Origin of the sequence: Haematomicrobium sanguinis DSM 21259 (assembly GCF_000688395.1) — a bacterium.
In the GTDB taxonomy this organism is placed as follows: domain Bacteria; phylum Actinomycetota; class Actinomycetes; order Actinomycetales; family Micrococcaceae; genus Haematomicrobium; species Haematomicrobium sanguinis.
The window spans coordinates 120831-145270 of record NZ_JIAG01000007.1; the positions used below are offsets into that span (position 1 = coordinate 120831).

22 protein-coding genes are annotated in these 24440 nt (G+C 62.5%); 13 read left to right on the forward strand and 9 right to left on the reverse strand.

What is annotated here, in order from left to right:
* Positions 1-43 precede the first annotated feature (43 nt).
* Positions 44-1042, forward strand: a complete 999-nt coding sequence (locus O148_RS15535; RefSeq protein WP_051619993.1) for an ADP-ribosylglycohydrolase family protein — start codon at positions 44-46, stop codon at positions 1040-1042.
* Positions 1039-1956: an SDR family NAD(P)-dependent oxidoreductase gene (locus O148_RS0107880; RefSeq protein WP_051619994.1), complete on the forward strand. Its 918-nt coding sequence runs from the start codon at positions 1039-1041 to the stop codon at positions 1954-1956. Before O148_RS15535 ends, O148_RS0107880 begins: the two co-directional genes overlap by 4 nt.
* On the opposite strand, the gene O148_RS15540 is transcribed toward O148_RS0107880, so the two are convergent.
* A complete protein-coding gene (locus O148_RS15540; RefSeq protein ID WP_051619995.1) occupies positions 1953-2621 on the reverse strand; it encodes a 3'-5' exonuclease in 669 nt (222 codons plus the stop codon). The genes O148_RS0107880 and O148_RS15540 overlap by 4 nt on opposite strands.
* Positions 2622-2741: 120 nt before the next feature.
* Between O148_RS15540 and O148_RS0107890 the strand changes: the two genes are divergently transcribed.
* Positions 2742-3335 carry an HAD family hydrolase gene (locus O148_RS0107890; RefSeq protein WP_026530480.1) on the forward strand — a complete coding sequence of 198 codons (594 nt, stop codon included), beginning with the start codon at positions 2742-2744 and terminating at the stop codon, positions 3333-3335.
* Here the strand turns inward: O148_RS0107890 and zapE are convergent.
* Positions 3332-4375, reverse strand: a complete 1044-nt coding sequence (gene zapE, locus O148_RS0107895) for a cell division protein ZapE (protein ID WP_035745439.1) — start codon at positions 4373-4375, stop codon at positions 3332-3334. The two genes, O148_RS0107890 and zapE, sit on opposite strands and share 4 nt — an antisense overlap.
* Before the next feature lie 220 nt (positions 4376-4595).
* Here zapE and O148_RS0107900 point away from each other — a divergent pair, with 220 nt between their 5' ends.
* Together O148_RS0107900 and O148_RS0107905 are read left to right on the forward strand one after the other, a co-directional pair.
* Positions 4596-5495 carry a sulfurtransferase gene (locus tag O148_RS0107900; RefSeq protein WP_026530482.1) on the forward strand — a complete coding sequence of 300 codons (900 nt, stop codon included), beginning with the start codon at positions 4596-4598 and terminating at the stop codon, positions 5493-5495.
* 10 nt (positions 5496-5505) lie between these two features.
* A complete protein-coding gene (locus O148_RS0107905) occupies positions 5506-5961 on the forward strand; it encodes a SufE family protein (protein ID WP_026530483.1) in 456 nt (151 codons plus the stop codon).
* On the opposite strand, the gene O148_RS0107910 is transcribed toward O148_RS0107905, so the two are convergent.
* A complete protein-coding gene (locus O148_RS0107910; RefSeq protein ID WP_026530484.1) occupies positions 5958-7214 on the reverse strand; it encodes an alpha/beta hydrolase family protein in 1257 nt (418 codons plus the stop codon). The genes O148_RS0107905 and O148_RS0107910 overlap by 4 nt on opposite strands.
* Before the next feature lie 68 nt (positions 7215-7282).
* Here O148_RS0107910 and msrB point away from each other — a divergent pair, with 68 nt between their 5' ends.
* The 8 genes from msrB (at position 7283) to O148_RS0107950 (ending at position 16574) form a co-directional block, all read left to right on the forward strand.
* Complete coding sequence (gene msrB / locus O148_RS0107915; protein ID WP_026530485.1) at positions 7283-7750, forward strand: peptide-methionine (R)-S-oxide reductase MsrB; 468 nt, start codon at positions 7283-7285, stop codon at positions 7748-7750.
* Between the two features lie 140 nt (positions 7751-7890).
* Positions 7891-9243, forward strand: a complete 1353-nt coding sequence (locus O148_RS0107920) for a DUF6421 family protein (RefSeq protein WP_026530486.1) — start codon at positions 7891-7893, stop codon at positions 9241-9243.
* The gene (locus O148_RS0107925; protein WP_026530487.1) at positions 9240-9968 is read left to right on the forward strand and encodes an SDR family NAD(P)-dependent oxidoreductase; all 729 of its coding nucleotides are present in this window, start codon (positions 9240-9242) and stop codon (positions 9966-9968) included. The genes O148_RS0107920 and O148_RS0107925 overlap by 4 nt, the downstream gene beginning before the upstream one ends.
* Positions 9969-9987: 19 nt before the next feature.
* Positions 9988-11079 (forward strand): threonine aldolase family protein, encoded by a 1092-nt coding sequence (locus O148_RS0107930; RefSeq protein WP_051619996.1) that lies wholly within the window; start codon positions 9988-9990, stop codon positions 11077-11079.
* 67 nt (positions 11080-11146) lie between these two features.
* Complete coding sequence (locus O148_RS0107935) at positions 11147-11758, forward strand: DUF3000 domain-containing protein (RefSeq protein ID WP_026530489.1); 612 nt, start codon at positions 11147-11149, stop codon at positions 11756-11758.
* Between the two features lie 71 nt (positions 11759-11829).
* Complete coding sequence (locus tag O148_RS0107940) at positions 11830-13110, forward strand: HRDC domain-containing protein (RefSeq protein ID WP_026530490.1); 1281 nt, start codon at positions 11830-11832, stop codon at positions 13108-13110.
* Positions 13111-13256: 146 nt separating this feature from the next.
* Positions 13257-14471 (forward strand): thiolase family protein, encoded by a 1215-nt coding sequence (locus tag O148_RS15545; RefSeq protein WP_035745441.1) that lies wholly within the window; start codon positions 13257-13259, stop codon positions 14469-14471.
* Positions 14472-16574, forward strand: a complete 2103-nt coding sequence (locus O148_RS0107950; RefSeq protein ID WP_026530491.1) for a 3-hydroxyacyl-CoA dehydrogenase NAD-binding domain-containing protein — start codon at positions 14472-14474, stop codon at positions 16572-16574.
* Between the two features lie 87 nt (positions 16575-16661).
* Here the strand turns inward: O148_RS0107950 and O148_RS0107955 are convergent, their stop codons facing one another.
* From O148_RS0107955 to O148_RS0107980, 6 genes are all read right to left on the reverse strand, one after another.
* Positions 16662-17180, reverse strand: coding sequence for a putative glycolipid-binding domain-containing protein (locus O148_RS0107955; protein WP_051619997.1), 519 nt, complete (start codon positions 17178-17180; stop codon positions 16662-16664).
* A gap of 34 nt (positions 17181-17214) precedes the next feature.
* Positions 17215-17754 carry an NUDIX hydrolase gene (locus O148_RS17380; RefSeq protein ID WP_169737517.1) on the reverse strand — a complete coding sequence of 180 codons (540 nt, stop codon included), beginning with the start codon at positions 17752-17754 and terminating at the stop codon, positions 17215-17217.
* A 93-nt stretch (positions 17755-17847) separates the two neighbouring features.
* On the reverse strand, positions 17848-18819 hold the full coding sequence (locus O148_RS0107965; protein ID WP_420805772.1) for an aldo/keto reductase: 972 nt from the start codon (positions 18817-18819) through the stop codon (positions 17848-17850).
* A complete protein-coding gene (locus O148_RS15550; RefSeq protein WP_084157212.1) occupies positions 18819-19451 on the reverse strand; it encodes a DUF402 domain-containing protein in 633 nt (210 codons plus the stop codon). Before O148_RS15550 ends, O148_RS0107965 begins: the two co-directional genes overlap by 1 nt.
* 38 nt (positions 19452-19489) lie before the next feature.
* Positions 19490-21463: a 1-deoxy-D-xylulose-5-phosphate synthase gene (dxs, locus tag O148_RS0107975; protein ID WP_026530495.1), complete on the reverse strand. Its 1974-nt coding sequence runs from the start codon at positions 21461-21463 to the stop codon at positions 19490-19492.
* Between the two features lie 125 nt (positions 21464-21588).
* Positions 21589-24411: an aconitate hydratase gene (locus tag O148_RS0107980; RefSeq protein ID WP_026530496.1), complete on the reverse strand. Its 2823-nt coding sequence runs from the start codon at positions 24409-24411 to the stop codon at positions 21589-21591.
* Positions 24412-24440 lie beyond the last annotated feature (29 nt).

Genomic DNA, 24440 nt, shown 5'->3' on the forward strand with positions numbered 1-24440 from the left:
CACGCTCAATGCCAATGTCCGTACGCCAACCTAAACTGACTTCATGAGTACAAACTGGACGTCCGTCATCCGCGGGTGCATCGTCGGCGGCGCGCTCGGCGACGCTCACGGCTACCAAGCCGAGCACAACACCCCAGCGCCCATCATCTCAGACGACACCCAACTCACCCTCTTCACGCTCGAAGCCCTCACCGAACTCCTCGACTGGACCAACCAAGGCGTCGCCACCGACACCTCCGCACTCCTCTGGATCTCCTGCCTCCGATGGCTACGCACCCAAGGAGAGCTCATCCCCGACGGCGCCCCCGCTCCCCCGCGCACCTGGCTCGAAACCTCGCCGCCCATGCAGCGCCGCCACCCCGGCCGCGCCACCCTGACCGGCCTCTCCTCCGGCATCCAGGGCACCGCACGACACCCGCAAAACCTCACCGCCCGCGGCCCCGGCTCGCTCATGCGCTCGGCCCCCTTCGGCCTGATTCCGGGCATCGACACCGGCACCATCGTGACATTCGCCCTCGACGGCGCCGCCCTCACCCACGGCCACCCGGCAGCCCTCGCCGCCAGTGCCGCCTTCCCGGTCATCATCCATCAGCTCGCCCTTGGCACGGCACTCCCCGACGCCATCGACGCGGGCGCCCAGGTCGCCGACAATCTTGAAGCCACTGACCTCGCATCCTCCTTGCGAACGGTCGCCTCCCTGAAGCACGACGGCGATGCCTCCGCCCAGCCGCCCCTCACCGATCGGTTCGGGCCGGGAAAGCTCGCGGACGATATCCTCGTGCTGGCTCTCGCGTGCGTCGCACGCGAGCACTCTGGTGACCCCGAAAATGCTGACGATGCCTCGGAAAGGTTCGTTAACGCCGTCGTACATGGAACCCAGGTGGCCGAGGACAAGGACACCACGGCCGCAGTCATCGGCAATCTCTCCGGCGCGCTCTATGGTGAGCGCGCGCTCCCGGAGGCGTGGCTGCAGGAGACCGAGGACCTCGATGTCGTTGAGCGCGCCGTCGACGAGTTCACTCGCCAATCGGTCGACGCATGATCGGGCAGACCGCAGAACGCCGCCTGGACGGGGAGCGTTACCTGGTCACCGGGGCAAGTGCCGGGCTCGGCTATTTCGCCGCCGAACAGGTGGCCGCGCGTGGCGCCGAGGTCGTCTTGGCGGTGCGCAACCTGGACAAGGGCGAACGGGCTCGAGCGCAAATTCTCGACCGGGTACCGAGCGCGAATGTTGAACTGCTCCGACTCGACCTTGCCGACCTCGACTCCATCGCCCGTGCGGCACAAGCCATACAGGACGGCCCGGCGGTGAACGGTGTGTTGGCGAATGCGGGCGTCGTCGGTTCTGTTCGGCGGCAAAACACCGCCGATGGTTTCGAGTTGCAAGTGGGCACCAATCACCTCGGCCATTTCGCGCTGCTGGCCCGCCTGCTTCCCTTCTTTGACGAGCACGCGACGCGCATGGTGCACCTGGGGTCGATTTCGCACCGTTGGGCGCGGCTGAGTGAATCCGCGCTGAATGCCGCTCCGCGATACGTCAACGCGCGCGCCTATGCGACCAGCAAGCTCGCGGTGATGACCTTTGGTTTTGAGTTGGCGCGCCGGCTGGTCGAATCGCGGTCGCGGGCGCAAAGCGTCGTCGCGCATCCGGGACTCTCGATCAATGACTTGGCGCCGACGCGTGGCTCCGTCATCCGGCACCCGCGGCGGCCCAATCCACTGTCCTACCTGCCGAAAAACGTGGTGCAGGGCAAGGACATGGGCGCGCTCCCCTTGGTGCACGCGCTGACCGAACCGCTGGTCGACAACGGGGACTATTGGGGTCCTGGCGGATGGGGGCAGCTCACGGGTTATCCCGCGCTCGTGTCCGCAAAGAAAAAGGCACGCGATCGGGACCAGGCGGCGCGGCTGATCGAGTACTCCGAACGCGCGACGGGGGTCAGGCTGGAAATTTAGCGGGTAGCCCACTCGGGCTGGAGCGGCAGTTGCTCGCCATAAATGTGCGAGAGCGCTTTGCGGGCCGAGTCGGACAGTTCCGTGACGCCCGCCTCAAAGGTGCGCGAGCGCCGGAAACCCGCGCCGGTGTTGGTCACCAGGTCATATAGCGAATCGTGTCCGTGGATGCGGGCCGCGTCAATGACAATCGCGGCGCTCGCCATGGCGTCTTCATCGGCGCGGTGGTGATGCTCCAGGTTAAATCCCGCCGCCTCGGCCGCGTAGGGCAAGGAGTGCGAGCGCAAGGTGTAGGTGCGCCGGGAAATTTTGACGCTGCAGACGTGCAGGCGCGAAGGGCAATCCACGCGGGACACCTCCGCCGCCGAGCGCAACACCCCCATGTCGAATGCGGAGTTGTGCGCCACGAGCACGTCATCGCCCACAAAGTCCCAAATATCTTGCAATGCGTCCTTGAAGCGCGGCGCATCGACAACCATGTCCGGCCGGATCCCGTGGATCGCGACATTGCGCGGGTCGAAGCGCTCCACCGCTTCGGGCGGCTTCATCAGCATGGTGTGCGTGTCGGCGATTTCACCGTCACGGACCCGCACCATGCCAATGGCGCAGGGCGAACCCCAAAATCCATTGGCGGTTTCAAAGTCAATCGCGGTGAAATCTAAGGACACCCTTCCAGGCTACTCCCCTCGCAGCGGGTTTTCGGCGCTTCACGCTCCCAGCAAACGTGACGGAATTGTTCACTCAAAGTACCTTGCACTCTCACCTGGGGTGCACCGTAGTCTAGGGCTATGGTTCAAACTCCGAAGTGGTACCTCTTTGACTATGGCATGGTGATCTCCACCGCGCCCGAAGACCGAGATTGGGACTTGCTGGAAGACGCTTTGGGCATGCCGATGCGTCAGGACGAGAGTCCATACTGGCAGCACCGCGAGGATTTCGATGCCGGACGCCTGAGCTCCCAAGAATATTGGGCGAAGGTCGCGGGCACGGAGGTGAGCGAAGGAACCGTGAGCCGCCTCGATTCACTGGATGCCCTGCAGTGGTCCCACCTGAACCTGGACACCCTTGACGTGCTGGAGGATCTCTCGCGCCAAGGACACCAACTCGCGGTGCTCTCCAATATGCCGGTGGCCATGGCCGATGAATTCTCATCGCAACCCTGGACACAATACTTTGAGCGGCTATTTTTCAGCGGACACTTGGGGCTGATAAAGCCCGATCCAGAAATCTTCCGCCGGATTGCCCAGGAGTTGGACGCGAGCCCCGAGGACATCGTGTTTGTCGATGACAAAAAGGTTAATGTCGAGGCCGCCGCGGCAGAGGGCTATCAGACGGTGCACCATCATCCAGACGTCGACCTGCAAAAAGAACTGGGGCTTTAAGCCTCATCGCCGAACTGCGCTTCACGCGCCAACGCGGTCAATCGGGACACGGCACGGTAGTACTTCTTCATGTACCCGCCAGAGAGCATTTCCTCGGTAAAGAGCTTGTCAAAAGGCATGCCGCTAGCCAGGATCGGCACGTCGAGGTCATAGAGCCGGTCCGCCAACACCACGAAACGCAGCGCCACGCTCTGGTCAGAGATGGTCTCCACGTTGTGCCACACAATCGCCTCGACACCCTCGATGAGGCGGCGGTATTTGCTCGGGTGCACCCCCGCCAGATGGGTCAAGAGGTCGGCAAAATTGTCCTCGGCGACAACCTTGTCGGCAAACACCTTGCGCGCCATGGCTTCAAGTTCGTCATCCGGGACCGGCTCCGGGGGGACCGGTAGCCCGCGGTGACGGTAGTCCTCGCCGTCCACACGCACCACGTCAAACTGGTCCGCCAGCACCTGGATTTCACGCTTGAAGTCCACCGCCGCGAAGCGTCCCTCGCCGAGAGAACCGGGCAGGGTGTTGGATGTTGCGGCGAGTTTGACGCCCGCATCGGCGAGCTCGCGCATGAGCCGTGACATCAGCACAGTGTCGCCGGGATCGTCGAGTTCAAACTCATCAATGGCAACCAGGCTGTATTCCTTGAGCGCATCTACCGCCTTGCGGAAGGACAGCGCCCCCACCAAGTTCGTGTACTCGACAAAGGTGCCGAACGCCTTTTTGCCCGTCGCCTCGTGATAAAGCGAGGCGAGCAAGTGCGTCTTGCCGACGCCAAAGCCGCCGTCCAGGTAAATCCCCTGCCGACCGGGTGTGCTCTTCTTGGCGAACAGCCTTGAGAGGCCCTTTCCACCGGCGTCCTTGCCGACCTTGCGCTTGGAGAACGCCCTGAGCGCTTCCACTGCTGCCGCCTGGCTCGGCTGGTTCGGGTCTGGTATATAGGAGTCAAAGGACACCGAGGCGAATCGGGCGGACGGGGAAAAACCGGACAGGATTTCTTGCGCATCAACCTGGGGTTGGCGGCTCGTGAGGTGGATTCTCTGGTCCACGGCTATTCCCTTACTCAAGACATGAGTGCACAATTGTGCACCAGACAAAAGTAACCATCCGGGACACGTTCACCAAACCGCCCCGCGGACCCCAACGCCGGGGTCACCGTTCCGCGTGTGACTTTATTGACAACTGTGACCTTTCGGAAGCATCCGGGCATCAATATCGTTACGCTGAAGTAGAAGCTGACCTAACCCCCACCGAAGAGAGGACGATACCGTGAGCGTAGCTGCGGAAACGAACGAGAAGTTTGAGGCGTATGCCCACCCCGAGCGGCTGGTGTCCACCGAGTGGCTCGCCGACAACCTCGACAACGAGAACGTCGTGGTGCTCGAGTCCGACGAAGACATCCTCCTCTACGACACCGGCCACATCCCCGGTGCCGTGAAAATCGACTGGCACACCGAACTCAACGACCAGGTGGACCGCGATTTTGTCGATGGTGAAACGTTCGCCAAGGTGCTGGGATCCAAGGGCATCGGCCGCGATACCACGGTCGTGCTCTACGGCGACAAGTCCAACTGGTGGGCAGCCTACGCCCTTTGGGTCTTCACCCTTTTTGGACACGAGGATGTTCGCCTGCTGGATGGCGGCCGCGACAAGTGGATTGCCGAAGGCCGCGAGCTGACCACCGAGAAGCCATCCCCCACCGCAGTGGACTACCCCGTGGTGGAGCGCAACGACGCACCGCACCGCGCCTACCTGCAAGATGTCCTGGCGAACCTCGACAAGCCGCTCGTGGACGTCCGCTCCCCCGAAGAGTACTCGGGCGAGCGCACCCACATGCCCGCCTACCCCGAAGAGGGCGCCCTGCGCGGCGGCCACATCCCGGGTGCCCAGTCGGTGCCGTGGGCCAAGGCCGCCAACGAGGATGGCACCTTCAAGGATCGCGCCGAATTGGAGAAGATTTACTTCGACGGCGCCAAGGTGAATACCGGCGAGGACGTCATCGCCTACTGCCGCATTGGCGAGCGCTCCAGCCACACCTGGTTTGTGCTTTCCCACCTGCTCGGCCTGGACAATGTGCGCAACTATGACGGTTCCTGGACCGAATGGGGCAACGCAGTCCGTGTGCCGATCGTCAAGGGCACCGAGCCCGGCGAGGTTCCCGCACGCTAAAGTGAGTGGAGTGAGTACCGATACACTTCCGTCCGCCCTCGCTGAGATTGTCACCGATTTTCAGGCGCTCAGCGAGGCGGATCGCCTCCAACTCCTGTTGGAGTTCTCCCAATCCCTGCCCGAGCTTCCCGAGCGCTTCGCGAACCATCCGGAGTTGCTCGAGCAGGTAGTGGAGTGCCAATCTCCCCTTTTCCTCGCGGTCGAGGTGAACGACGACGATAACCACACGGTGAAACTGTTCATCACGGCTCCGCCGGAAGCCCCCACCACGCGCGGCTTCGCCAGCGTGCTCCATGAAGGACTGGACGGCCTACCCGCCGATGAGGTGTTGGCTGTTCCCGATGACGTCCCCCACATGCTGGGCTTGACCGGAGCCATCACGCCGCTCCGTATGCGTGGCATGAGCGCAATGCTCGGGCGCATTAAGCGCCAGGTTGCGCTCATGAAGAGCCAATACGATAACTAACTGCGCGCCGGTCCCCGTCGGGTAGCGAGAGTGTGGCGTAGCCAGCGCGTGACGTCATTGTTCCAGCGCTCCGGGTCCACATTCCATTCACGGGTGTGGTCGGCGACGGTGTAGCGCTCTAAGGTAACAAGCTCTGGGTTCTTTTCGGCGAGCGCCTCGGCCGGGCCGATCGGCACAAAATCATCATCGGAGGAGTGCAGAATGAGCGTGGGTATGCGCAATTCTGCGGCGCGCGACACCCAATCCAGCGCCTTCAAGTCCAGGGGCGCGGTGAGCCCGGTGAGCTTGCGCCCGGCTGGGTTGGAGAGCAGCCATTGCCCGAGTTTCCCGACCATTGCCGGGAGCTTATTGAGCTTCGCCTGGTGCGCCAAGACATCAACCCAGTTAATGACAGGCCCGTCGAGAACCAGAGCCGCAATGGAGCGCTTGAAGCGGGAACGGTCCGCCGTTTGCAGCACGATCGCCCCGCCCATCGACCAGCCGAAGAGCACCACCGATTTCGCTCCCTGGGCGAGCGCATACTCAATGGCGGCTTCCACGTCATTCCACTCGGTCAACCCGAGACCATACTTGCCGTCCGCCGCTTTGGGGGCATCGCCGTCGTTCCTGTAGGAAATCAAGAGCGAGGTCAGCCCGAGCGGGCGTGCGGTAGGCACCGCGCGCAACGCGTCGGCGCGGGTGGGCCCGCGGCCGTGCACCATGATCGCCCACACCTCCCCCGGCGCCTCGGGGCGCACAATCCACGCCGGTGCGTCACCGAGATTTGTGGGAATGTGCACCTCTTCCTCGGCCAAACCCATCTCGCGCGGCCGCCCATACACGAGCCCGGAGAGCGCACCGCGAACGGCCGTATCCAGGTCTCCGGAATACACCTGCTCCACGCGCCGGGTGACCGTGCCGTCGGCCGGGTGGTTCGCGGTGATCTCGCCGATGCGCGCGTGCCCCTGTCCGCCATCCCAGAAGAGCGAATACGTGCCGGGGGCCGTGGTCTCCTTCGTGGCCGGGAACACGATGAGCGTCCCCGGCGGGGTCGTGGAGTGGTCAGGAAGGACGGCGAGAATGTCGGTGTCCTCAACTCGAGGGTGCGGGGTGACCACTTGGCGGGCAAAGTAGGCGGCCAACCCGGAAACCGCGGCGGCAAAAGTGGACCCGATGAGCGCTCCGGCGCCCGCAGCGAGGAGCGTCAGTTTCAGCCAGGATAGCGGGGACGCGGCGGCGGATTGCAGGCTCTCGGGCTGGGACGCTCGGCTCATACAGACATTCTTGCAAATTGCCGGACACCGGCGGGACTCATTTCACGCATTTGTGTGTTGAATGAAGTATGAGCACACACAGCGAAGGAACCGAGCCCGCCTTTAAAGTGGCCCCCGGGGTCACCCCGGTCACCAAAACCGACGAGCAATGGCGCGAGGAGCTGAGTCCGGAAGAATATCAAGTTCTCCGCAAGGCCGGAACCGAGCGGCCTTACACCGGCGAATATTGGGACACCAAAACCCAGGGCGTCTACCGATGCCGCGCGTGTGGCACCGAACTGTTTACCAGCGAGGAAAAGTTTGACTCGCATTGCGGGTGGCCCTCCTTCTTTGCCCCGCTCGCCGAGGGACGCGTGAAGTACTTGCATGACCGCACGCTCGGCATGGATCGGGTGGAGGTGCGTTGCGCCGCATGCGACTCGCACTTGGGCCATGTTTTTGAGGGCGAGGGTTATGACACCCCGACCGATCAGCGCTACTGCATCAACTCGGTCTCGCTCACGCTGGAGCCGAGCGAGGACGCCAGCAAAGAATAAGCGCAGCTAATCAAAGCGCGCCCAACTGAACAATACTTCTTGCTTCGTGGTTGTGTAGATACTGAGACCAACCACGAAGCAAGAAGGTGATTTTCGTGACCGACACCGCAGTCCGCCCCGAGGCGAACGCCCCCGCCGCCATCGTTACCGAGAGCAACGCGCTTATTAGCGACCCCGCCTGGCTGGCGCTCAAGAGTGCGGCAGCCTCGTTGCAAGCCGTGCAGATTAAGGACGGCTCGATCCCGGAACCGGCAGATCACGAACAAGCCCGCCGCGACGTCAACACCATCGTCGAATCCATTGCCACTCTGGCACCAAACTTCCCGCACGACGCGAGCTACCTCGACGCTGCGCAACGGGACTTCACCCGCTGGGCAGACGGCAACTTTGCCGAGCCGGACTTCCTCGATTCGCTCGTGGAATTCCAGCCGCAACAGAACCGCATTGACGGACTGCAGCACCTGGTCATCTTCCCGATGTACACCCAAAACGGATCCAGCAATCGCCTGGTCGAGGCCGTGTTGATCGAGGTCATCTGGCCGGATTTCATTGCCGAACTGGAAGCCGGCGAATACTCCAACAAGCTTTTCGTCCCGATCCGCTTCCTGGACTTCACCGCCGGATATGACACTAACTCCGCGGTCCTCTTCCCTGAGACCGTTGCCATGCGTGAGATCCCGAAGTTCACCTGGGGCGCCATCTTCGCCGACCGCGAGGCTGCCCGCTTCCGCCGTGTCGTAAAGAAGGCCGCCGAGGTCACCGCCCTGGAACTCCCCGAAGAAGCACTGGAACTGCTGGAGGATCAGCGCCTCGCCGAGGAAACCTTCGTCATGTGGGACCTTATCCATGACCGGACCCACATGCGCGGCGACCTGCCCTTCGACCCCTTCATGATCAAGCAGCGCATGCCCTTCTTCCTGTACTCGCTGGAGGAAATGCGTTGCGACATGACCGCCTTCCGCGAGGCCGCGAAAATCGCCGCCGATGAAGACGCCGATGAGCTGTTGCGCCACCGCGCCCGCCTGGTGCAGTACGCGGTGATCTTTGACCGTATCTTCCGCTTCGCACTCACCGGCAGCCGGGTGCGCAACTATGACGGCCTTGGCGGACAGTTGCTCTTCGCCTGGATGCACCAGCACCACGTCCTGCACTGGACCGACACCCAGCTGACGATCGACTGGGAGGAGGCGCCCGCCGTCGTTGTTCAGCTCGGTGAGGCGATCAACGATCTTTACTGGCACTCCATCGACCGCAATAAGGTGGCGCACTGGCTGGCCGCGTATGAACTCGTGTCCAGCACCGTCACCCCGCACCCCGCCTCCGTGTGGGCCAAGGGCGCTGACGCGCTGCCGGTGGCCGGCGCTCCGCGCGAAATGACCGACCAAGTTCTCGATGACGAGTTCCCGCTCTCCATGTTTTATGAGGCGCTTGCCAAGAAAATGACCGGCGTCATCGAGTCCACCAGCGGCATGACCGGGAAGAGCGAGGCGTGAGCCTGGAAGGCAAACGCATTGTCTTAGCCGGGGCGGCTTCGGCGAGCGGTGTCGCCGCCGCACGTGAATTACGACGGCGTGGGGCTGGCGTGGTTGCCATTGCTCGGGATCTCGAGGGGCTTGAGCAGGCGATGGACTCTTTGGGTGTCACCTGTCTTGCCGCGGATCTGCGCGATCCGGATTCTCTCAGCGCGGTGGCCGGGCAGATTCGTGCCGGCGGCGGTGTGGACGGCGTGTTTCAGTTGGTGGGCGGCTGGCGCGGCGGTGGCGGCATCGCCGGGCAAAGCCTGGCGGACTGGGAATTTTTGAGCGGCAACATCGTGGACTCGCTGCGCCTGGTAAGTCAGGAGTTTTACCAGGATTTGGTGGCCGCTCCTGCCGGTCGCATTGCGATCGTCTCGGCGACCGCGGTGGACAAACCCACGGCGTCCAACGCGAATTATGCCTCGGCCAAGGCGGCGGCGGAGACCTGGATGCAGGCGCTAGCGCAGGGATTCCGGGCTGCTGATTCGCCGGCGGCAAGCGTGCGCTTTGTGGTCAAGGCGCTGCTGGATGATGCCATGCGTGAGGCCGAACCCGAGCGCGCGTTCCCGGGGTACACCGATGTGGATGCACTCGCCCGCGCGTTTGCGGACTTGTTTGAGGATTCGAGCGCCCAAGGCGACGCCGAACTCAATGGTGCCCGCATCTCTCTGGTCCCGGATTCGGCCTCCACCGCTTCCTAAGACATAATCGAGAACTGTGATGACCCAGAACTCCGCTGCCCCGATCCATGACACACAGATCAATGACGCCCAGATCCACGATGCGACTGTGCGCGGCTTCGCCTCCGATAACTATGCCGGCATCCACCCGGACGTTCTGGCAGCGATTGCCGCCAGCAATGGCGGCCACCAAATCTCCTACGGCGAGGATCAGTACAACGAGCGGCTGGCCGAGGTCATTGCCGCGCACTTTGGCGAAGGTACCGGCGTTTACCCGGTGTTCAACGGCACCGGCGCGAATGTGGTGTCGCTGCAGTCTCTCTTGCCGCGGTGGGGCGCGGTCATCTGTGCCGATACCGCGCACATCCATGTGGATGAGAGCAATGCGCCCGAGCGCGTGGGCGGGATGAAGTTGCGCCCGGTTGCGACCCCGGACGGCAAGCTGACACCCGCACTGATTGACGAGGTCGCCATTCGTTTTGGCGACGAGCACTATGCGCAGCCCGCGGCGGTCTCCATTACCGAGTCCACCGAGGTCGGCACCGTGTACACCCCGGAAGAAATTCGTGCGATCGCCGATCACACCCATTCGCTCGGGATGAAGCTGCACCTGGATGGCGCCCGGCTGGCCAATGCCGCGGCGTCCCTAGGCGTGCCGTTGCGGGCGCTCACCCGCGATGCCGGGGTCGATATTGTCTCCTTTGGCGGCACTAAGAATGGGCTGATGCTCGGCGAGCTCATTTTGGATTTCACCGGCAACACGGACCTACGCTACCTGGTCAAGGCCAACATGCAGTTGGGGTCCAAGGGGCGGTTCATTGCGGCTCAGTTTGTTGCGCTGTTGGAAAACGATCTGTGGCTCAAGAACGCCCGGCATGCCAACGCCATGGCGGCCCGTCTGGCGGCCGGGGTACGGTCGATAGACGGGGTGACCGTGACACAGGAGCCGCAGTCCAATGCTGTCTTTGCGGTTCTGCCCGGCGAGGTAGCCAACCGGGTGCGCGAGCAGTTCCGCTTTTATGATTGGGACGAGTCTCGCGGCGAAGTGCGGTGGATGTGCTCGTTTGATACCACCGAAGAGGATGTCGATGCTTTTGTCGCGGCCATCGAGGCTGCAATGGCCGAGCGCTAAATGTCACCTCGCTTCGCGTGCGGCGAGCCTGCCGGATTCCGAGTCTGGATAGCCGTATTCTCACAGTGTGAGTGCACCTGACTTGCGAAGCGCGCCGCCAGAATTCGTGACCGCATTGGCGGCCATTCGCCACGCCGAAGTTCGGCCGGAAATTTCGTTGACCGAGATCCCGGCCCCGGCCCGCCTGGCCCCATTCGCTGTGGCGTTGAGCGCCGAGGTCATGGAATCCCCGGATGCGCAACGCCTGGATATTGGGGCGGCCAGCGAGTCGGAGCTGGCCACCGGGCGCTTTATCCTCTTGCACGATCCCGCCGGCTCGCCCATGTGGGGTGGCGAATTCAGGATTGTGACCTATATTCGGGCCCAGTTGGAAGCCGAAATGGGCAATGACGAGCTCTTGGGCTCGGTGGCCTGGACGTGGCTCCTGGATGCGCTGGACGAGCACAAGACGAGTTACAAGAATGCCGGGGGCACCGCCACGCGCGTGCTCTCGCAAAGCTTCGGCACCTTGGCCGATCGCTCGGATGGAATCGACATTGAATTGCGGGCATCGTGGACCCCGCCCGGACCCAATGTTCAAGAGCACCTGGAGGCGTGGTCAACCATGGTGTGCACCTTTGCCGGACTACCCCCGTTGCCCGAGGGCGTTTCCGCCATTCCCCGCCGCCGCCTCTCGTAGACGCACCGCTATTATTCCTTCCGCGGAATATGCGAGCTTTGGCATGAATGTCTGGATAGACTACAAATACCATGACGAATGATGAGTCCGTTTCCGCGCGCGAGCCCAGCGCCACCGAGGACTCACCCGTATACCCGCTCTGGGATACACCGCGAGACGGACTCCCCCGGGTTACCGACACTCCCGCACTGCTCGCCCAAGCGGCCCGCAAACTTGCCGAAGGCACCGGTCCTGTCGGTGTCGACGCCGAACGCGCCTCCGGATTCCGCTACGGTCAACGCGCTTTCCTGGTTCAGTTGCGCCGCGAAGGCTCGAGCACCTTCCTCATTGATCCGGAGCCCTTTGAAAATCTCGATTCGCTCCATGAAGCACTTGCCGGCGTCGAGTGGATTCTGCACGCCTCGACTCAGGACTTGCCCGGGCTCGCCGAACTGGGCATGTGGCCGGACAAGCTTTTTGATACCGAACTCGCCGCGCGCATTGCCGGTCTACCCAAAGTGGGGTTGGCCGCGGTGGTGGAACAGCTTTTGGGGTTCACCCTAGCGAAAGAACACTCCGCGGTGGACTGGTCCGAGCGTCCGCTCCCCGAGCCGTGGCTGAATTACGCGGCTCTCGACGTCGACGTCCTCGCCGATGTGCGCGAGAAGCTAGTGGAGCTGCTCGAGTCCCAGAACAAGCTCGAGTTCGCGCTGGAAGAATTTGAAGCGATCCGCACCGCGGACGCGCCAGAGCCCCGCGTCGACCCGTGGCGGCGCACATCCGGCGTGCACCAAATTCGGGATCGGCAACAGCTCGCTGTGGTTCAAGAGCTGTGGGAAGAGCGCGAAAAGATCGCCCAAAGCCGCGATATTGCCCCGGGTCGCCTTGTTCCCGATTCGGCCATCATCGCCGCGGCCAAGGCGATGCCGCGCACGGTGCCGCAGCTCTTGGGCACTCCCGGTTTCCACGGCCGCGCCGCGGGTAAGGACGCTCCGCGATGGATCGCGGCCATCGCTACCGGGCGCAAGCGCACGAACCCGCCGCCCTTGCACCGCGCATCCAATGCTCCCCCGCCGCCGCGACTATGGTCAGACAAGGACCCGCAAGCCGCAGCACGCCTGCAGACCGCCCGCGCCCGGATCGCGACGCTATCCGAGGAACTGACCATCCCGGCGGAGAACATTCTGACCCCGGATTATTTGCGCCGCCTCGCCTGGCGGCCGCCGGAAGACATGAGCCCGGCGCAGATTGGCGCGGTGCTTGCGGATATGGGCGCGCGTTCGTGGCAGGTGCGCCTCGTCGCCGACCTGATTTCCGACGCGTTCACCCACCCGGACCCCCTCCCAGAGAAAAAGTCCTCCCCAAAAAGTTGACGCAGATTACCGAAGTTGTACGGGATCCCGTACAACTTCGGTAATCTGCGTCAACTTGGACAGCTAAGTTACCCGTGGGTAACATAAGGGGTGGGCGCAAAGGCGAGCATCGCCGTCGTCCATCACAATCTCAACGAGGAGCACGGGTGAGCCGAGAAATCAAGGACGTCGTTTTTGTTGACGGGGTGCGCACGCCATTTGGCAAGGCGGGCGAAAAGGGAATGTACTGGGACACGCGCGCGGATGATCTCGTGGTGCACTGCATTCGCGATTTGCTGCGGCGAAACCCCTCGCTCCCGCCGGAGCGCGTGGACGAAGTGGCGATTGCGGCCACCACGCAAACCGGCGACCAAGGCTTGACGATTGGTCGCACCGCGGCGCTCTTGTCCGGACTCCCCCGCACCGTACCCGGATTCGCGATTGACCGCATGTGCGCGGGCGCGATGACCGCGGTGACCGCGACCGCATCCGGAATCGGCGTGGGCGCCTATGACGTGGTCATTGCCGGCGGCGTTGAGCACATGGGCCATCATCCGATGGGTTCCGGCGCCGATCCGAATCCGCGTTTTCTGGCGGAGAAGTTCGTGGATCCGGCCGCCCTCAACATGGGCAACACCGCCGAGAACTTGCACGATCGATTCCCGGAGATCACCAAGGAACGCGCCGACGCCTACGCGGTGGCGAGCCAGGCCAAGGTTGCGGCCGCCTATGAGAAGGGTCAAATTCAGCCCGATCTGGTGCCGGTGGCGACTAAGAAGGCCGGCGAGGGCTGGACCTTGCGCACCGCAGATGAGCCTCCGCGGCCGGGCACCACGATGGAGGGACTGGCCGAGCTCAAGACGCCGTTCCGCGCGCACGGTCGGGTGACCGCCGGGAACGCGGCGGGCCTCAACGACGGCGCGACCGCCGCAATTCTGGCGTCCGCCGAGGCCGCCGCGGAACTGGGTTTGCCGGTGAAAATGCGTATGGTGTCCTTTGGATTTGCCGGTGTGGAGCCGGAGATTATGGGTTACGGCCCGGTCCCCGCCATGGAAAAGGCTTTGCGCCTTGCTGACCTGTCCATCGAGGACATTGGGCTTTTTGAAATCAATGAGGCATTTGCGGTGCAAGTGCTTAGTTTCCTGGATTACTTCGATATTGCCGATGATGATCCTCGGGTCAATCGCTACGGCGGCGCGATCGCGTTAGGGCACCCGCTTGCCTCCTCTGGCGTACGGCTCATGAACCAGCTGGCCCGCCAATTCGAGGAAGACCCGTCGGTGCGCTATGGGGCGACCGCGATGTGCATCGGCTTGGGCATGGGCGCCGCCGTCATTTGGGAAAATCCCCACCACCCCGATTACTCCGGAGAGGACAAGTAAATGGCCGTTGCAGATTTCACCGAACTCGCGGCACAATTTCCCGACGAAATTGTGACTCACGCGTACACCCAAGATATTGAGTTTGAGGGATTGGGAACCTTTGTCCTCATTACCCTGGATAACGACGGCGATCACAAGCGTCCCACAACATTGGGGCCAAATACGCTGGTCGAGTTGGGCGGGGTTCTCGAGGGCTTGCGCGAGCGGGCGGCGCGCGGCGAGATTGTGGGCGTCGGAATCACCGGCAAGCCATATTTCTTTGTGGCCGGCGCGGACCTCTCCGCGGTGGGCAAGCTCAACGACCCGAAACAGGGACTGCAGATGGCGCAGCTTGGCCACGACGTGTACCGCACCCTGCGCGAGCTGGGCGTTCCCACCTTTGCCTTTGTGAACGGGGTGGCGCTTGGCGGCGGCCTGGAGTTGGCATTGCACTCGACCTATCGGACCGTATCCACCGGCGCCGGTGCCCTGGGGCTGCCCGAAGCGTTTCTCGGTCTGGTTCCCGGATGGGGCGGCGTGTATTTGCTGCCGCGCCTGATCGGCCCGGCGGCGGCCGTCACCGTGATGATCGAAAATCCGCTGAACAACAACCGCATGTTAAAGGGCGCCCAGGCTTTCGAGCTCGGCATTGCCGATGCGATCTTCGAACCGGCAGATTTCCTGGAGCAATCGCTCGCCTGGGCGCAGAAGGTGCTTGGCGGCGAGGTGAGTGTGGAGCGCGCCCTGGAACTCGAGCATGCGCCCACCGATGCGAAGGAATGGGCGAGCGCCGTGGAAAAGGGGCGGGGCGTCGTCGAACTTAAGACCGGTGGGGCCTCTCCGGCGCCCGGCAAGGTGTTGGACCTCATGGAGGCCGGACGCGAATGGACGCTCGCCGAATCGGCCGAGCGCGAGTGCGAGGCGCTCGCCGAGCTCATGCAGACTCCCGAGTTCCACAACACCGTGTACGCGTTTTTGGACCTGGTGCAAAAGCGCGGCAAGCGACCCGCCGGTGCCCCCGATGCGAAACTGGCGCGCCCGGTGACCAAGGTCGGCGTTGTCGGCGCGGGCCTGATGGCGAGCCAGCTTGCGCTGCTGTTTGCGCGGAACTTGAAGGTGCCCGTGGTCATGACGGACATTGACCAGGAGCGCGTCGATAAAGGTGTTGCCTACGCCCATGCCGAGCTGGATAAACAGCTGGAGAAGGGGCGGATGAGCCAGGACGCGGTCAATCGCACCAAGGCACTGATTTCCGGGTCGGTCTCCAAGTCGGTGTACGCGGATGCGGACTTTGTCATCGAGGCCGTGTTTGAGGAAATGTCGGTGAAGAAGAAGGTCTTTGCCGAGGTGGAGGAAATTGTCTCGCCAGACGCGATCCTGGCGACGAACACTTCTTCGCTTTCAGTGACCGAAATGGGTGCGGACCTGAAGCATCCGGAGCGACTGATCGGTTTCCACTTCTTCAACCCGGTGGCTGTGATGCCGCTTGTCGAGGTGGTGCGCGCGCCGGAGACCACCGATGAAGTGCTGGCGAGCGCGTTTGTGGTGGCGAAAGAGTTGCGCAAGACCGCGGTGCTCGTCAAGGATGCGGCGGCGTTTGTGGTGAACCGCGTCCTCGGAAGGCTCTTTGGCGAGGTCGGCGCGATCTTTGATGAGGGCACACCGGCGTCGGTGGCGGATAATGCGCTGCGGCCGATGGGTCTGCCGATGACGCCGTTTAAACTGTTGGCGCTCGTGGGGCTACCGGTGGGTCAGCATGTGCAGGAGTCGCTGCATGCGGCCTTCGGCGATCGGTTCTACGTATCCGAAAACCAGCAGAAGTTGATCGATGCGGGCGTCAAGGGGTTGTGGGAGAAGGACGGCACGATTGCCGATTCGACCATGGAACTGATGACGTTTGGGGATTCGCCGTCGACCTCGGAGGAAGCGCTGCTGCGGGTGCAGGACGCGTTGGCCGATGAGATTGGGCGGATGCTGGACGAGGGCGTGGTTGCCGCGGCCGAGGACGTGGATTTGTGCATGATCTTGGGCGCCGGGTGGCCGATGTTCTTGGGCGGGATCACGCCGTACCTGGATCAGGTTGGCGCGACCGAGCGGGTGGGTCGAAAGCCGTTCCACGCCTAGCCCTCCCCCGTCTATGTAGCGCGACACGCCGAGGAAATGCGATTTCCCTCGGCGTGTCGCGCTACATACACGTCGTCGTGGGGCTGTTCAGCTCGAGATGCGTTTCGCGAGACCGGGATAGTCGATGACCACCCCGTCGGCGTCAACAGTAAGTTCCGCGGTGAAGTCACGCTCAGCGCTCTGATACCGCACGGTACCGTCACCGGAGGACGAATAGATTTGGCGGCTCGGCACCACGCGCAGCGAGGGCACCTCGACCCACGCCATGGTCAAAGTGGTTTCAGGGGTGGGGTGTTCGAGCAGCCCGAGGCGGCGAATCGGCATGGTGTTGGTCACCGGGCACAACGCCAAGTCGCAGTCCAGCGCGTCGCTGAGTGCGTCTGGATCAGTGATGCCATGTTCCGGGAAGTAGCGCGAAACAACGCTCACCCGCAGTCTTCGAGTGATCCACCCCGGATCCACCCTGAGATCCCACGACAATTCGTATTCGGGTGTGAGAGAGAATCCATGCGCTTGCATCCACGAATCGTCGAAGTGAATCCACGCGGAATCTTGCCGAGACGGATCATCAACACCGCGCCACATATAAGCGTCTGCCAAGTCCATGAACCTAGATTAGTGCTCGGTGCGCAACCGCAATTCATTGCTGCGCCGCATTGAGATGCTCTAGCGCACGGTATCCCAACCCCTGATCGGTGAGTTCACCGGACGCCAGTAAATTGCGAAACTCGGTCAATGTCACCGTGACTGTTTCAATGAATTCTTCCGTGTCCAAGGTAGGCGCTCCCAATTCAACTGCATCACGAACGATAATGACGTGCTGTTGGAGCCGTGATGTGGAAGATTGCCATGTTGAACCAACGTACTCAGCGTTTGATCCACCGTAGCCGGTTTCCTCACGTAACTCTCGTTGTCCGGCCACAATGACGTTTTCAGCATGATCAACCCGACCCCCTGGCATCTCTAACAATATTTTCCCGGGACCGGGCCGAAATTGGCGGGCGAGCACCACCCTATGATCTGGAGTCAGAGCCAGAACTGCTACAGATTCGCCATCATCCACAAGATCCCATGCGCTCACCGTCCCATCGGGCATCCGGTAGTTTCGGGTCGTGACGGTTCTGAAGCCACTGGGCATAGAGCGTACAGTCTCGTCCTGCACAGTCCATTCAAGGTTCATTGGTATCACCTCGTCCCGCATCCCCCTCGACTGTGTAGCAGTAGGTGCCCATGTTCTCGCGCCACATGGGCATCTTTTGCTACATAGTTGAGGTTAGAAGAGCGCGACCTTCGGCGTCTGCGGGAAGATCTCATCCAGCTCGGCCAGATCCTCGTCGCTGAGCGGCACCACCGCGAGGGCGTTCTGCTCGATTTGCTCCGGCTTAGTCGCCCCGGCGATCACCGAGGCCACCGCGGGTTGCGCTGCCAACCAGGAGAACGCGACCTGCACCTCGGTCAGATCCCGCGCCTTCGCGAAATCGCCAAACGCACGCAACTGCTCCAAGTCCGCATTCTCCACCAGGTTGGTCCTTGAGTGCGAGAGCCTGCTCCCTGCCGGCGCCTTCCCGTCCGAATACTTACCGGTCAATAGCCCGTTCGCGAGCGGGAAGTACGGCAGCACACCCAGCCCGTAGGCCTCGGCGGCGGGCACCACTTCCAGCTCGGCACGCCGATCCAGCAAATTGTAGTGATTCTGCGCGGAAATGAACCGCTCCACGTCCAGCCCGCGCGCCACATATTCGGCCTCCGCAACCTGCCATCCGGCCCGATTCGAGTGCCCAATGTAGCGCACCTTGCCGTCCTGAATGAGCGTATTGAGCGCGGACAGCGTCTCCCCGATCGGAGTCAGCGGATCCGGCGTGTGGTACTGATACAGGTCGATGTAGTCGGTGCCGAGCCGCTTGAGCGAATGCTCCACGGCCTGCAAAATGTACTTCCGCGACCCGCGCGCACCAAAATCCGGGCCGTTCGCGCCACGCGCGTCCAACCCAAATTTCGTGGCAATAATCGCCTCATCGCGCCGCCCCTTGAGCGCCGCGCCCAGCATCGTCTCCGAGAGCCCGGGCTCCTTCCCGTACACATCGGCCACATCAAAAAGCGTCACCCCGGCATCCAGGGCGGCACGTACGACGGCGTTAGTCCCCTTTTGCGATTCGGTGGCAGTCCCAGCCCGGCCAAGGTTATTACACCCCAGCCCCACCACCGATACCGAGAGACCGGAGTTTCCTACTCGACGCATGTCCATCAGCGCTCATCCTTTCCTGGGAAGCGATCCAAGCCCAATTCCTGGGCTCTCTTTAGCCATTGTTGATCGCGGTGGTCAAATGGCGCGTCACCGGCTTCGACCTGTCGGTAAATGCGCTCGGCGTCCGCAGCGATCGAGTCGATCATGGCCTGTGGGTAGTGGAACAACTTTTGGTGGTCCTCGAACTCGTCTTCATCGTCAAGGACCATCCGGCCGTCATCGAAGCGGAGCACGTCCAGGTCCATATCGACGAGGTTGATTTCCCAGCCGTCGCGCGCAAGCCGTTGCCAACGGTTGTCGGTCACCAGGTCAACGTAAATCCATAAACCGTGTTCATGCCCGCCGGTATGGAATGTCGCCACCCACTGATCGTCGTGGGGGAAGAGGACGAGATTCTCCCGATGTGCCAGGAACGCGAATCCCGGCCGCGAGATGAGGTGCCCGGCCGGCTGGTACAGCCAATGCCCGTATTCATCGGATCCGAGATAAAAGGACGGGACCGCCCAGTGCGGCCGCCCATCCCATTTCCAGTTGCGTAAGACCACAAGTTCACCGGGCTCGGCCGTGAAATGTGTCAGCGGCTCCCCGGAATACGGGGCACGGTGCCTTTCGGTAGACACGTCTAAACTCATGCTCACGCTTTCTTCGCTCAGAACCCGGCCAGGGCGGACTACAGACGAGGAATCTCGCCGGTCGCGGCGCGCTCCCCCGGCAACGGCCTGGCGTGCGGAACCTTAGCACCGAGTACTTGGGCCACCACATCGCGAGAAATCTCCTGCGCGCTCAACCCTACCCGTTCCAACACCTGGGAACGGGATCCGTGCGCCAAGAACTCGACCGGCAATCCGACCTCATTGAGCCCGGTGTCGATACCCGCCTCCCGCATTTCCTGCCGAATACGCGACCCGACTCCCCCGGCCCGCACGCCGTCCTCGATAACCACCACAAGCCGATGCTGGTCGGAGAGGTCCACCACAGATCGCGGGACCGGAAGCACCCAGCGCGGGTCCACCACCGTGGAGGAAATGCCTTGCGCTTCCAGCCGCTGCGCCACGTCCAGGGACAGTTCTGCCATCGCACCGACGCTGACAATGAGCACGTCCCGGACGCCATCGCGCGGTTGAAGGCGGCGTGCCAACACATCCACGCCATCGTCCAATCGCTCCACCGCATCAATCGGTGCTCCGACATCGCCCTTGGAGAACCGCACCACGGTCGGCGCGTCCTCCACTGCCACGGCTTCGTGGAGTTCTTCGCGTAGGCGGTCCGCATCGCGCGGAGCGGCAATATGAATGCCGGGGACTACTTGCAAAATGGACAAATCCCACATGCCGTGGTGGCTCGGCCCATCGGGACCCGTCACGCCGGCGCGGTCTAGGACCAGCGTGACCCCCGCTTTATGCAAGGCCACGTCCATCAACAACTGATCAAACGCCCGGTTCAGGAAGGTCGCATAGACGGCAACCACCGGATGCAGTCCGCCAAAGGCCATACCGGCCGCAGAGGTGACCGCATGCTGCTCGGCAATCCCCACGTCAAAAACCCGATCCGGGTATTTGGCCTTCAACTTCTGGAACCCCACCGGGATCAACATGGCACCGGTGATGCCCACCACATCGGGGCGCTCATCGGCGATCGTCACAATTTCGTCGGCAAACACCGAGGTCCAGGATTGCGCACCCGGCGCGTCCACGGGCGCACCCGAAAGCGGGTCAATCACCCCGACAGAGTGGAACTGGTCGTCCTCGTGGTCGCGGGCCGGCTGAAAGCCGTGGCCCTTTTCGGTGATGGTGTGCACCAGGACCGGACCGCCGTACTCTTTCGCCGTGGTCAGCGCATCCTCGACCTCGGCCAGGTTATGCCCGTCGATCGGCCCAATGTATTTCAGCCCGAGATCCTCAAAGAGCCCCTGGGGCGCCCACCAGTCTTTAATGCCCTTCTTCGTCGCATGCAGACCCTTGTAGGTGAATTTGCCGAGCGGCCCGCCTTCTTGCAACCGTTTCTTCCACCAGTCCAGGGTTCCTTCATAGCGGCGGTGCGTGCGCACGGAGTCCAGAGCCTTCCGCAAATGCGCCATCTGATCGGCCAGACCGCCAATGGTCGGTGCATAGGATCGGCCGTTGTCGTTCACGACCACCACGACGCTGCGGTCCTTATCCCCGGCAATATTGTTCAACGCTTCCCACGCCATCCCGCCGGTCAGCGCGCCGTCACCGATCATCACCACCACGGAGCGATCGGTCCTGCCGGCAAGCTTGTGCGCCCGCGAAATGCCGTCCGCCCAGGACAGCGAGGAGGAAGCGTGGGAGCTTTCGACAATGTCGTGTTCACTCTCCGCGCGATCCGGGTACCCGGACAGGCCCCCCTGCTTGCGAAGCGTCGAGAAGTCCTGCCGCCCGGTCAGCATCTTGTGCACATAGGACTGGTGCCCGGTATCAAAAATGAGCGAGTCACGCGGCGAGTCGAAGACCCGGTGCATCGCGAGCGTAAGCTCAACCACACCCAAATTCGGCCCCAGGTGCCCGCCGGTTCGGGACACGTTCGAGACGAGAAAATCACGGATTTCTTGTGCGAGGTCCTCCAGTTGCCCACTGCTCAATTTGCTGAGATCGTGTGGCGATTTGATGGTCTCTAACAAGCTCACGTGATCCTCCCTGATGTTGACCTCACTTGGGTTCCCAGTCTACCCGCGCTTAACGCCACATCCCCGGATCGCGTTTTCATCCCCGCACTTGGGGATGAAAACGCGATCCGGGGATGTGAAACGAGTTACTTGCTGATTTGACGCAGCACGTACTGCAGGATTCCACCGTTGCGGTAGTAGTCCGCCTCACCCGGGGTATCAATGCGTACGACGGCGTCAAAGGACTTTTCTGCCCCATCCTCCGAGGTAGCGGTCACCTTCACGGTCTTGGGGGTGGTTCCCTCATTGAGCGCGGTGATCCCTTCGACGGAGAAGGTTTCGGTACCGTCCAGTCCCAGCGTGGCGGCGTTCTCGCCCTCGGGGAACTGCAGCGGCAACACACCCATGCCGATCAGGTTGGAGCGGTGGATACGCTCGTAGGATTCGGCGATGACGGCCTTGACGCCCAGGAGCGCGGTGCCCTTGGCTGCCCAGTCGCGCGAGGAGCCGGAACCGTATTCCTTGCCCGCCAACACCACGAGCGGGGTTCCCGCCTTCTGGTAGTTGACCGAGGCGTCATAGATAAACGACTGCGGCCCGCCCTCTTGGGTGAAGTCGCGGGTGTAGCCGCCCTCCACATCGTCCAGAAGCTGGTTGCGCAGACGGATATTCGCGAAGGTACCGCGAATCATGACCTCGTGGTTGCCGCGACGGGAGCCGTAGGAGTTGAAGTCCTTGCGCTCCACACCGTTTTCAATCAAGTACTGGCCAGCGGGGCTGTCCGACTTGAAGGAACCGGCCGGGGAAATGTGGTCGGTGGTGACCGAGTCGCCAAGCTTCGCCAGGACGCGGGCACCGGTGATGTCCTCGACCGCGGCCGGCTCTTGGCCCATGCCTTCGAAGTACGGGGGCTTGCGCACGTAGGTGGACTTCTCATCCCATTCGAAGGTGTTCCCCTCGGGGGTGTCCAAGGACTGCCAACGCTCATCGCCGTCAAAGACGCCGTCGTAGCCCTTGGCGAACATGGCCTCGTCAATGGAATCGTCGATGACCTTTTGCACCTCGGCGGGGTTCGGCCAGATGTCCTTCAAAAAGACGTCGTTGCCGTCCTTGTCCTGGCCAAGCGGCTGGGTGTTGAAGTCAAAGTCCATGGAACCGGCCAGAGCGTACGCCACCACGAGCGGCGGCGATGCGAGGTAGTTCATCTTGACGTCCGGGTTGATGCGTCCCTCGAAGTTACGGTTACCCGAGAGCACCGAGGTGACCGAGAGGTCATTGTCGGCAATGGCCTGGGAAATCTCGGGGTTGAGCGGACCGGAGTTACCGATACAGGTGGTGCAGCCGTAACCAACCACATAGAAGCCGAGCTTCTCCAGGTACGGGATCAGGCCGGACTTCTCGTAGTAGTCGGTGACCACCTTGGAGCCGGGTGCCACCGAGGTCTTGACCCAAGGCTTGGACACCAGGCCCTTGTCCACGGCGTTTCGCGCCAACACGGCCGCGGCCAACATGACCGAGGGGTTGGAGGTGTTGGTGCAGGAGGTGATCGACGCAATGGTCACGGCACCGTGATCGAGCTCGAAGGTGCGCCCCTCGGTGTCGGTGACAGTCACCGGATTGGACGGACGTCCGTCATTGCCCTTGGCGGCCGAATCCATCGGGCGCACTTCATTGTCATCGGGCAGGAACGCTCCCTCTTCGCCGGGGGCCGCTCCTATCGGATCGGAAGCGATCATCGAGTCCTCGACCGCCTGGTCCAAGGTGTCGTGACCGATCGTCACATAGTTGTGCAGGTCCTTGCGGAACTGTTCGCGCGAATCGGTGAGCTCGATACGGTCTTGCGGGCGCTTCGGGCCGGCAATGGAGGGAACCACGGTGGACAGGTCCAGTTCCAGGTATTCGCTGAAGCGCAGTTCCCGGCTCGGATCATGCCACAGTCCCTGCTCCTTGGTGTACGCCTCGACCAAGGCAACGTTTTCCTCGCTGCGGCCGGTCAGACGCAAGTAATCCAGGGTGACATCGTCGATCGGGAACATGGCGGCAGTGGAGCCGAACTCGGGGCTCATATTGCCGATCGTGGCGCGGTTGGCGAGCGGAACAGCGGCCACGCCTTCCCCGTAGAATTCCACGAACTTGCCCACCACGCCGTGCTTGCGCAACATTTCGGTGATGGTGAGCACCACGTCGGTGGCGGTCGCGCCGGCCGGAATCGACCCGGTCAGTTTAAACCCGACCACGCGCGGAATGAGCATGGACACCGGCTGGCCGAGCATTGCAGCCTCGGCCTCGATGCCGCCGACGCCCCAACCCAGCACGCCCAGTCCGTTGACCATGGTGGTGTGGGAGTCGGTGCCGACGCAGGTGTCCGGGTAGGCGCGGAGTTTTCCATCGACCTCGCGGGTCATGACGGTGCGCGCCAAGTATTCAATGTTCACCTGGTGCACAATGCCGGTGCCCGGGGGAACAACCTTGAAGTCGTCGAACGCCGTTTGGCCCCAGCGCAGGAATTGGTAACGTTCGCCGTTGCGCTCGTACTCGATTTCCATGTTGCGCTCGATGGCCTGATCGTTGCCGAAGACATCGATCTGCACCGAGTGGTCAATGACCAATTCGGCCGGAGCCAGCGGGTTCACACGGGTGGGATCGCCGCCGAGTTCTTTGACGGCCTCGCGCATGGTCGCCAGGTCCACCACACAGGGCACACCGGTAAAGTCCTGCATGATCACGCGGGCCGGGGTGAACTGAATTTCGGTATTGGGCTGCGCATCCGGGTCCCATCCGGCCAGCGCGCGGATGTGGTCTGCGGTGATGTTGGCACCGTCTTCGGTGCGCAACAGGTTCTCCAACAGAACCTTCAAGCTATAGGGGAGGCTTTCTGCGCCGTCAATGTCGCGTAGCCGGAAAATTTCATACTCGGTTCCGTTGACATCTAATACGCCCTTGGATCCGAAACTGTCCACATTACTCATGCTTTTTTGGACTCCTCTCGCCACCTTTT

Coding starts and splice junctions, on each gene's coding strand:
- O148_RS15535 (WP_051619993.1), top strand. CDS start 44: ATGAGTACAAACTGGACGTCCGTCATCCGCGGGTGCATCGTCGGCGGC.
- O148_RS0107880 (WP_051619994.1), top strand. CDS start 1,039: ATGATCGGGCAGACCGCAGAACGCCGCCTGGACGGGGAGCGTTACCTG.
- O148_RS0107890 (WP_026530480.1), top strand. CDS start 2,742: ATGGTTCAAACTCCGAAGTGGTACCTCTTTGACTATGGCATGGTGATC.
- O148_RS0107910 (WP_026530484.1), bottom strand. CDS start 7,214: ATGAGCCGAGCGTCCCAGCCCGAGAGCCTGCAATCCGCCGCCGCGTCC.
- msrB (WP_026530485.1), top strand. CDS start 7,283: ATGAGCACACACAGCGAAGGAACCGAGCCCGCCTTTAAAGTGGCCCCC.
- O148_RS0107930 (WP_051619996.1), top strand. CDS start 9,988: ATGACCCAGAACTCCGCTGCCCCGATCCATGACACACAGATCAATGAC.
- O148_RS0107940 (WP_026530490.1), top strand. CDS start 11,830: ATGACGAATGATGAGTCCGTTTCCGCGCGCGAGCCCAGCGCCACCGAG.
- O148_RS0107950 (WP_026530491.1), top strand. CDS start 14,472: ATGGCCGTTGCAGATTTCACCGAACTCGCGGCACAATTTCCCGACGAA.
- O148_RS0107955 (WP_051619997.1), bottom strand. CDS start 17,180: ATGGACTTGGCAGACGCTTATATGTGGCGCGGTGTTGATGATCCGTCT.
- O148_RS17380 (WP_169737517.1), bottom strand. CDS start 17,754: ATGAACCTTGAATGGACTGTGCAGGACGAGACTGTACGCTCTATGCCC.
- O148_RS0107965 (WP_420805772.1), bottom strand. CDS start 18,819: ATGGACATGCGTCGAGTAGGAAACTCCGGTCTCTCGGTATCGGTGGTG.
- O148_RS15550 (WP_084157212.1), bottom strand. CDS start 19,451: ATGAGTTTAGACGTGTCTACCGAAAGGCACCGTGCCCCGTATTCCGGG.
- O148_RS0107980 (WP_026530496.1), bottom strand. CDS start 24,411: ATGAGTAATGTGGACAGTTTCGGATCCAAGGGCGTATTAGATGTCAAC.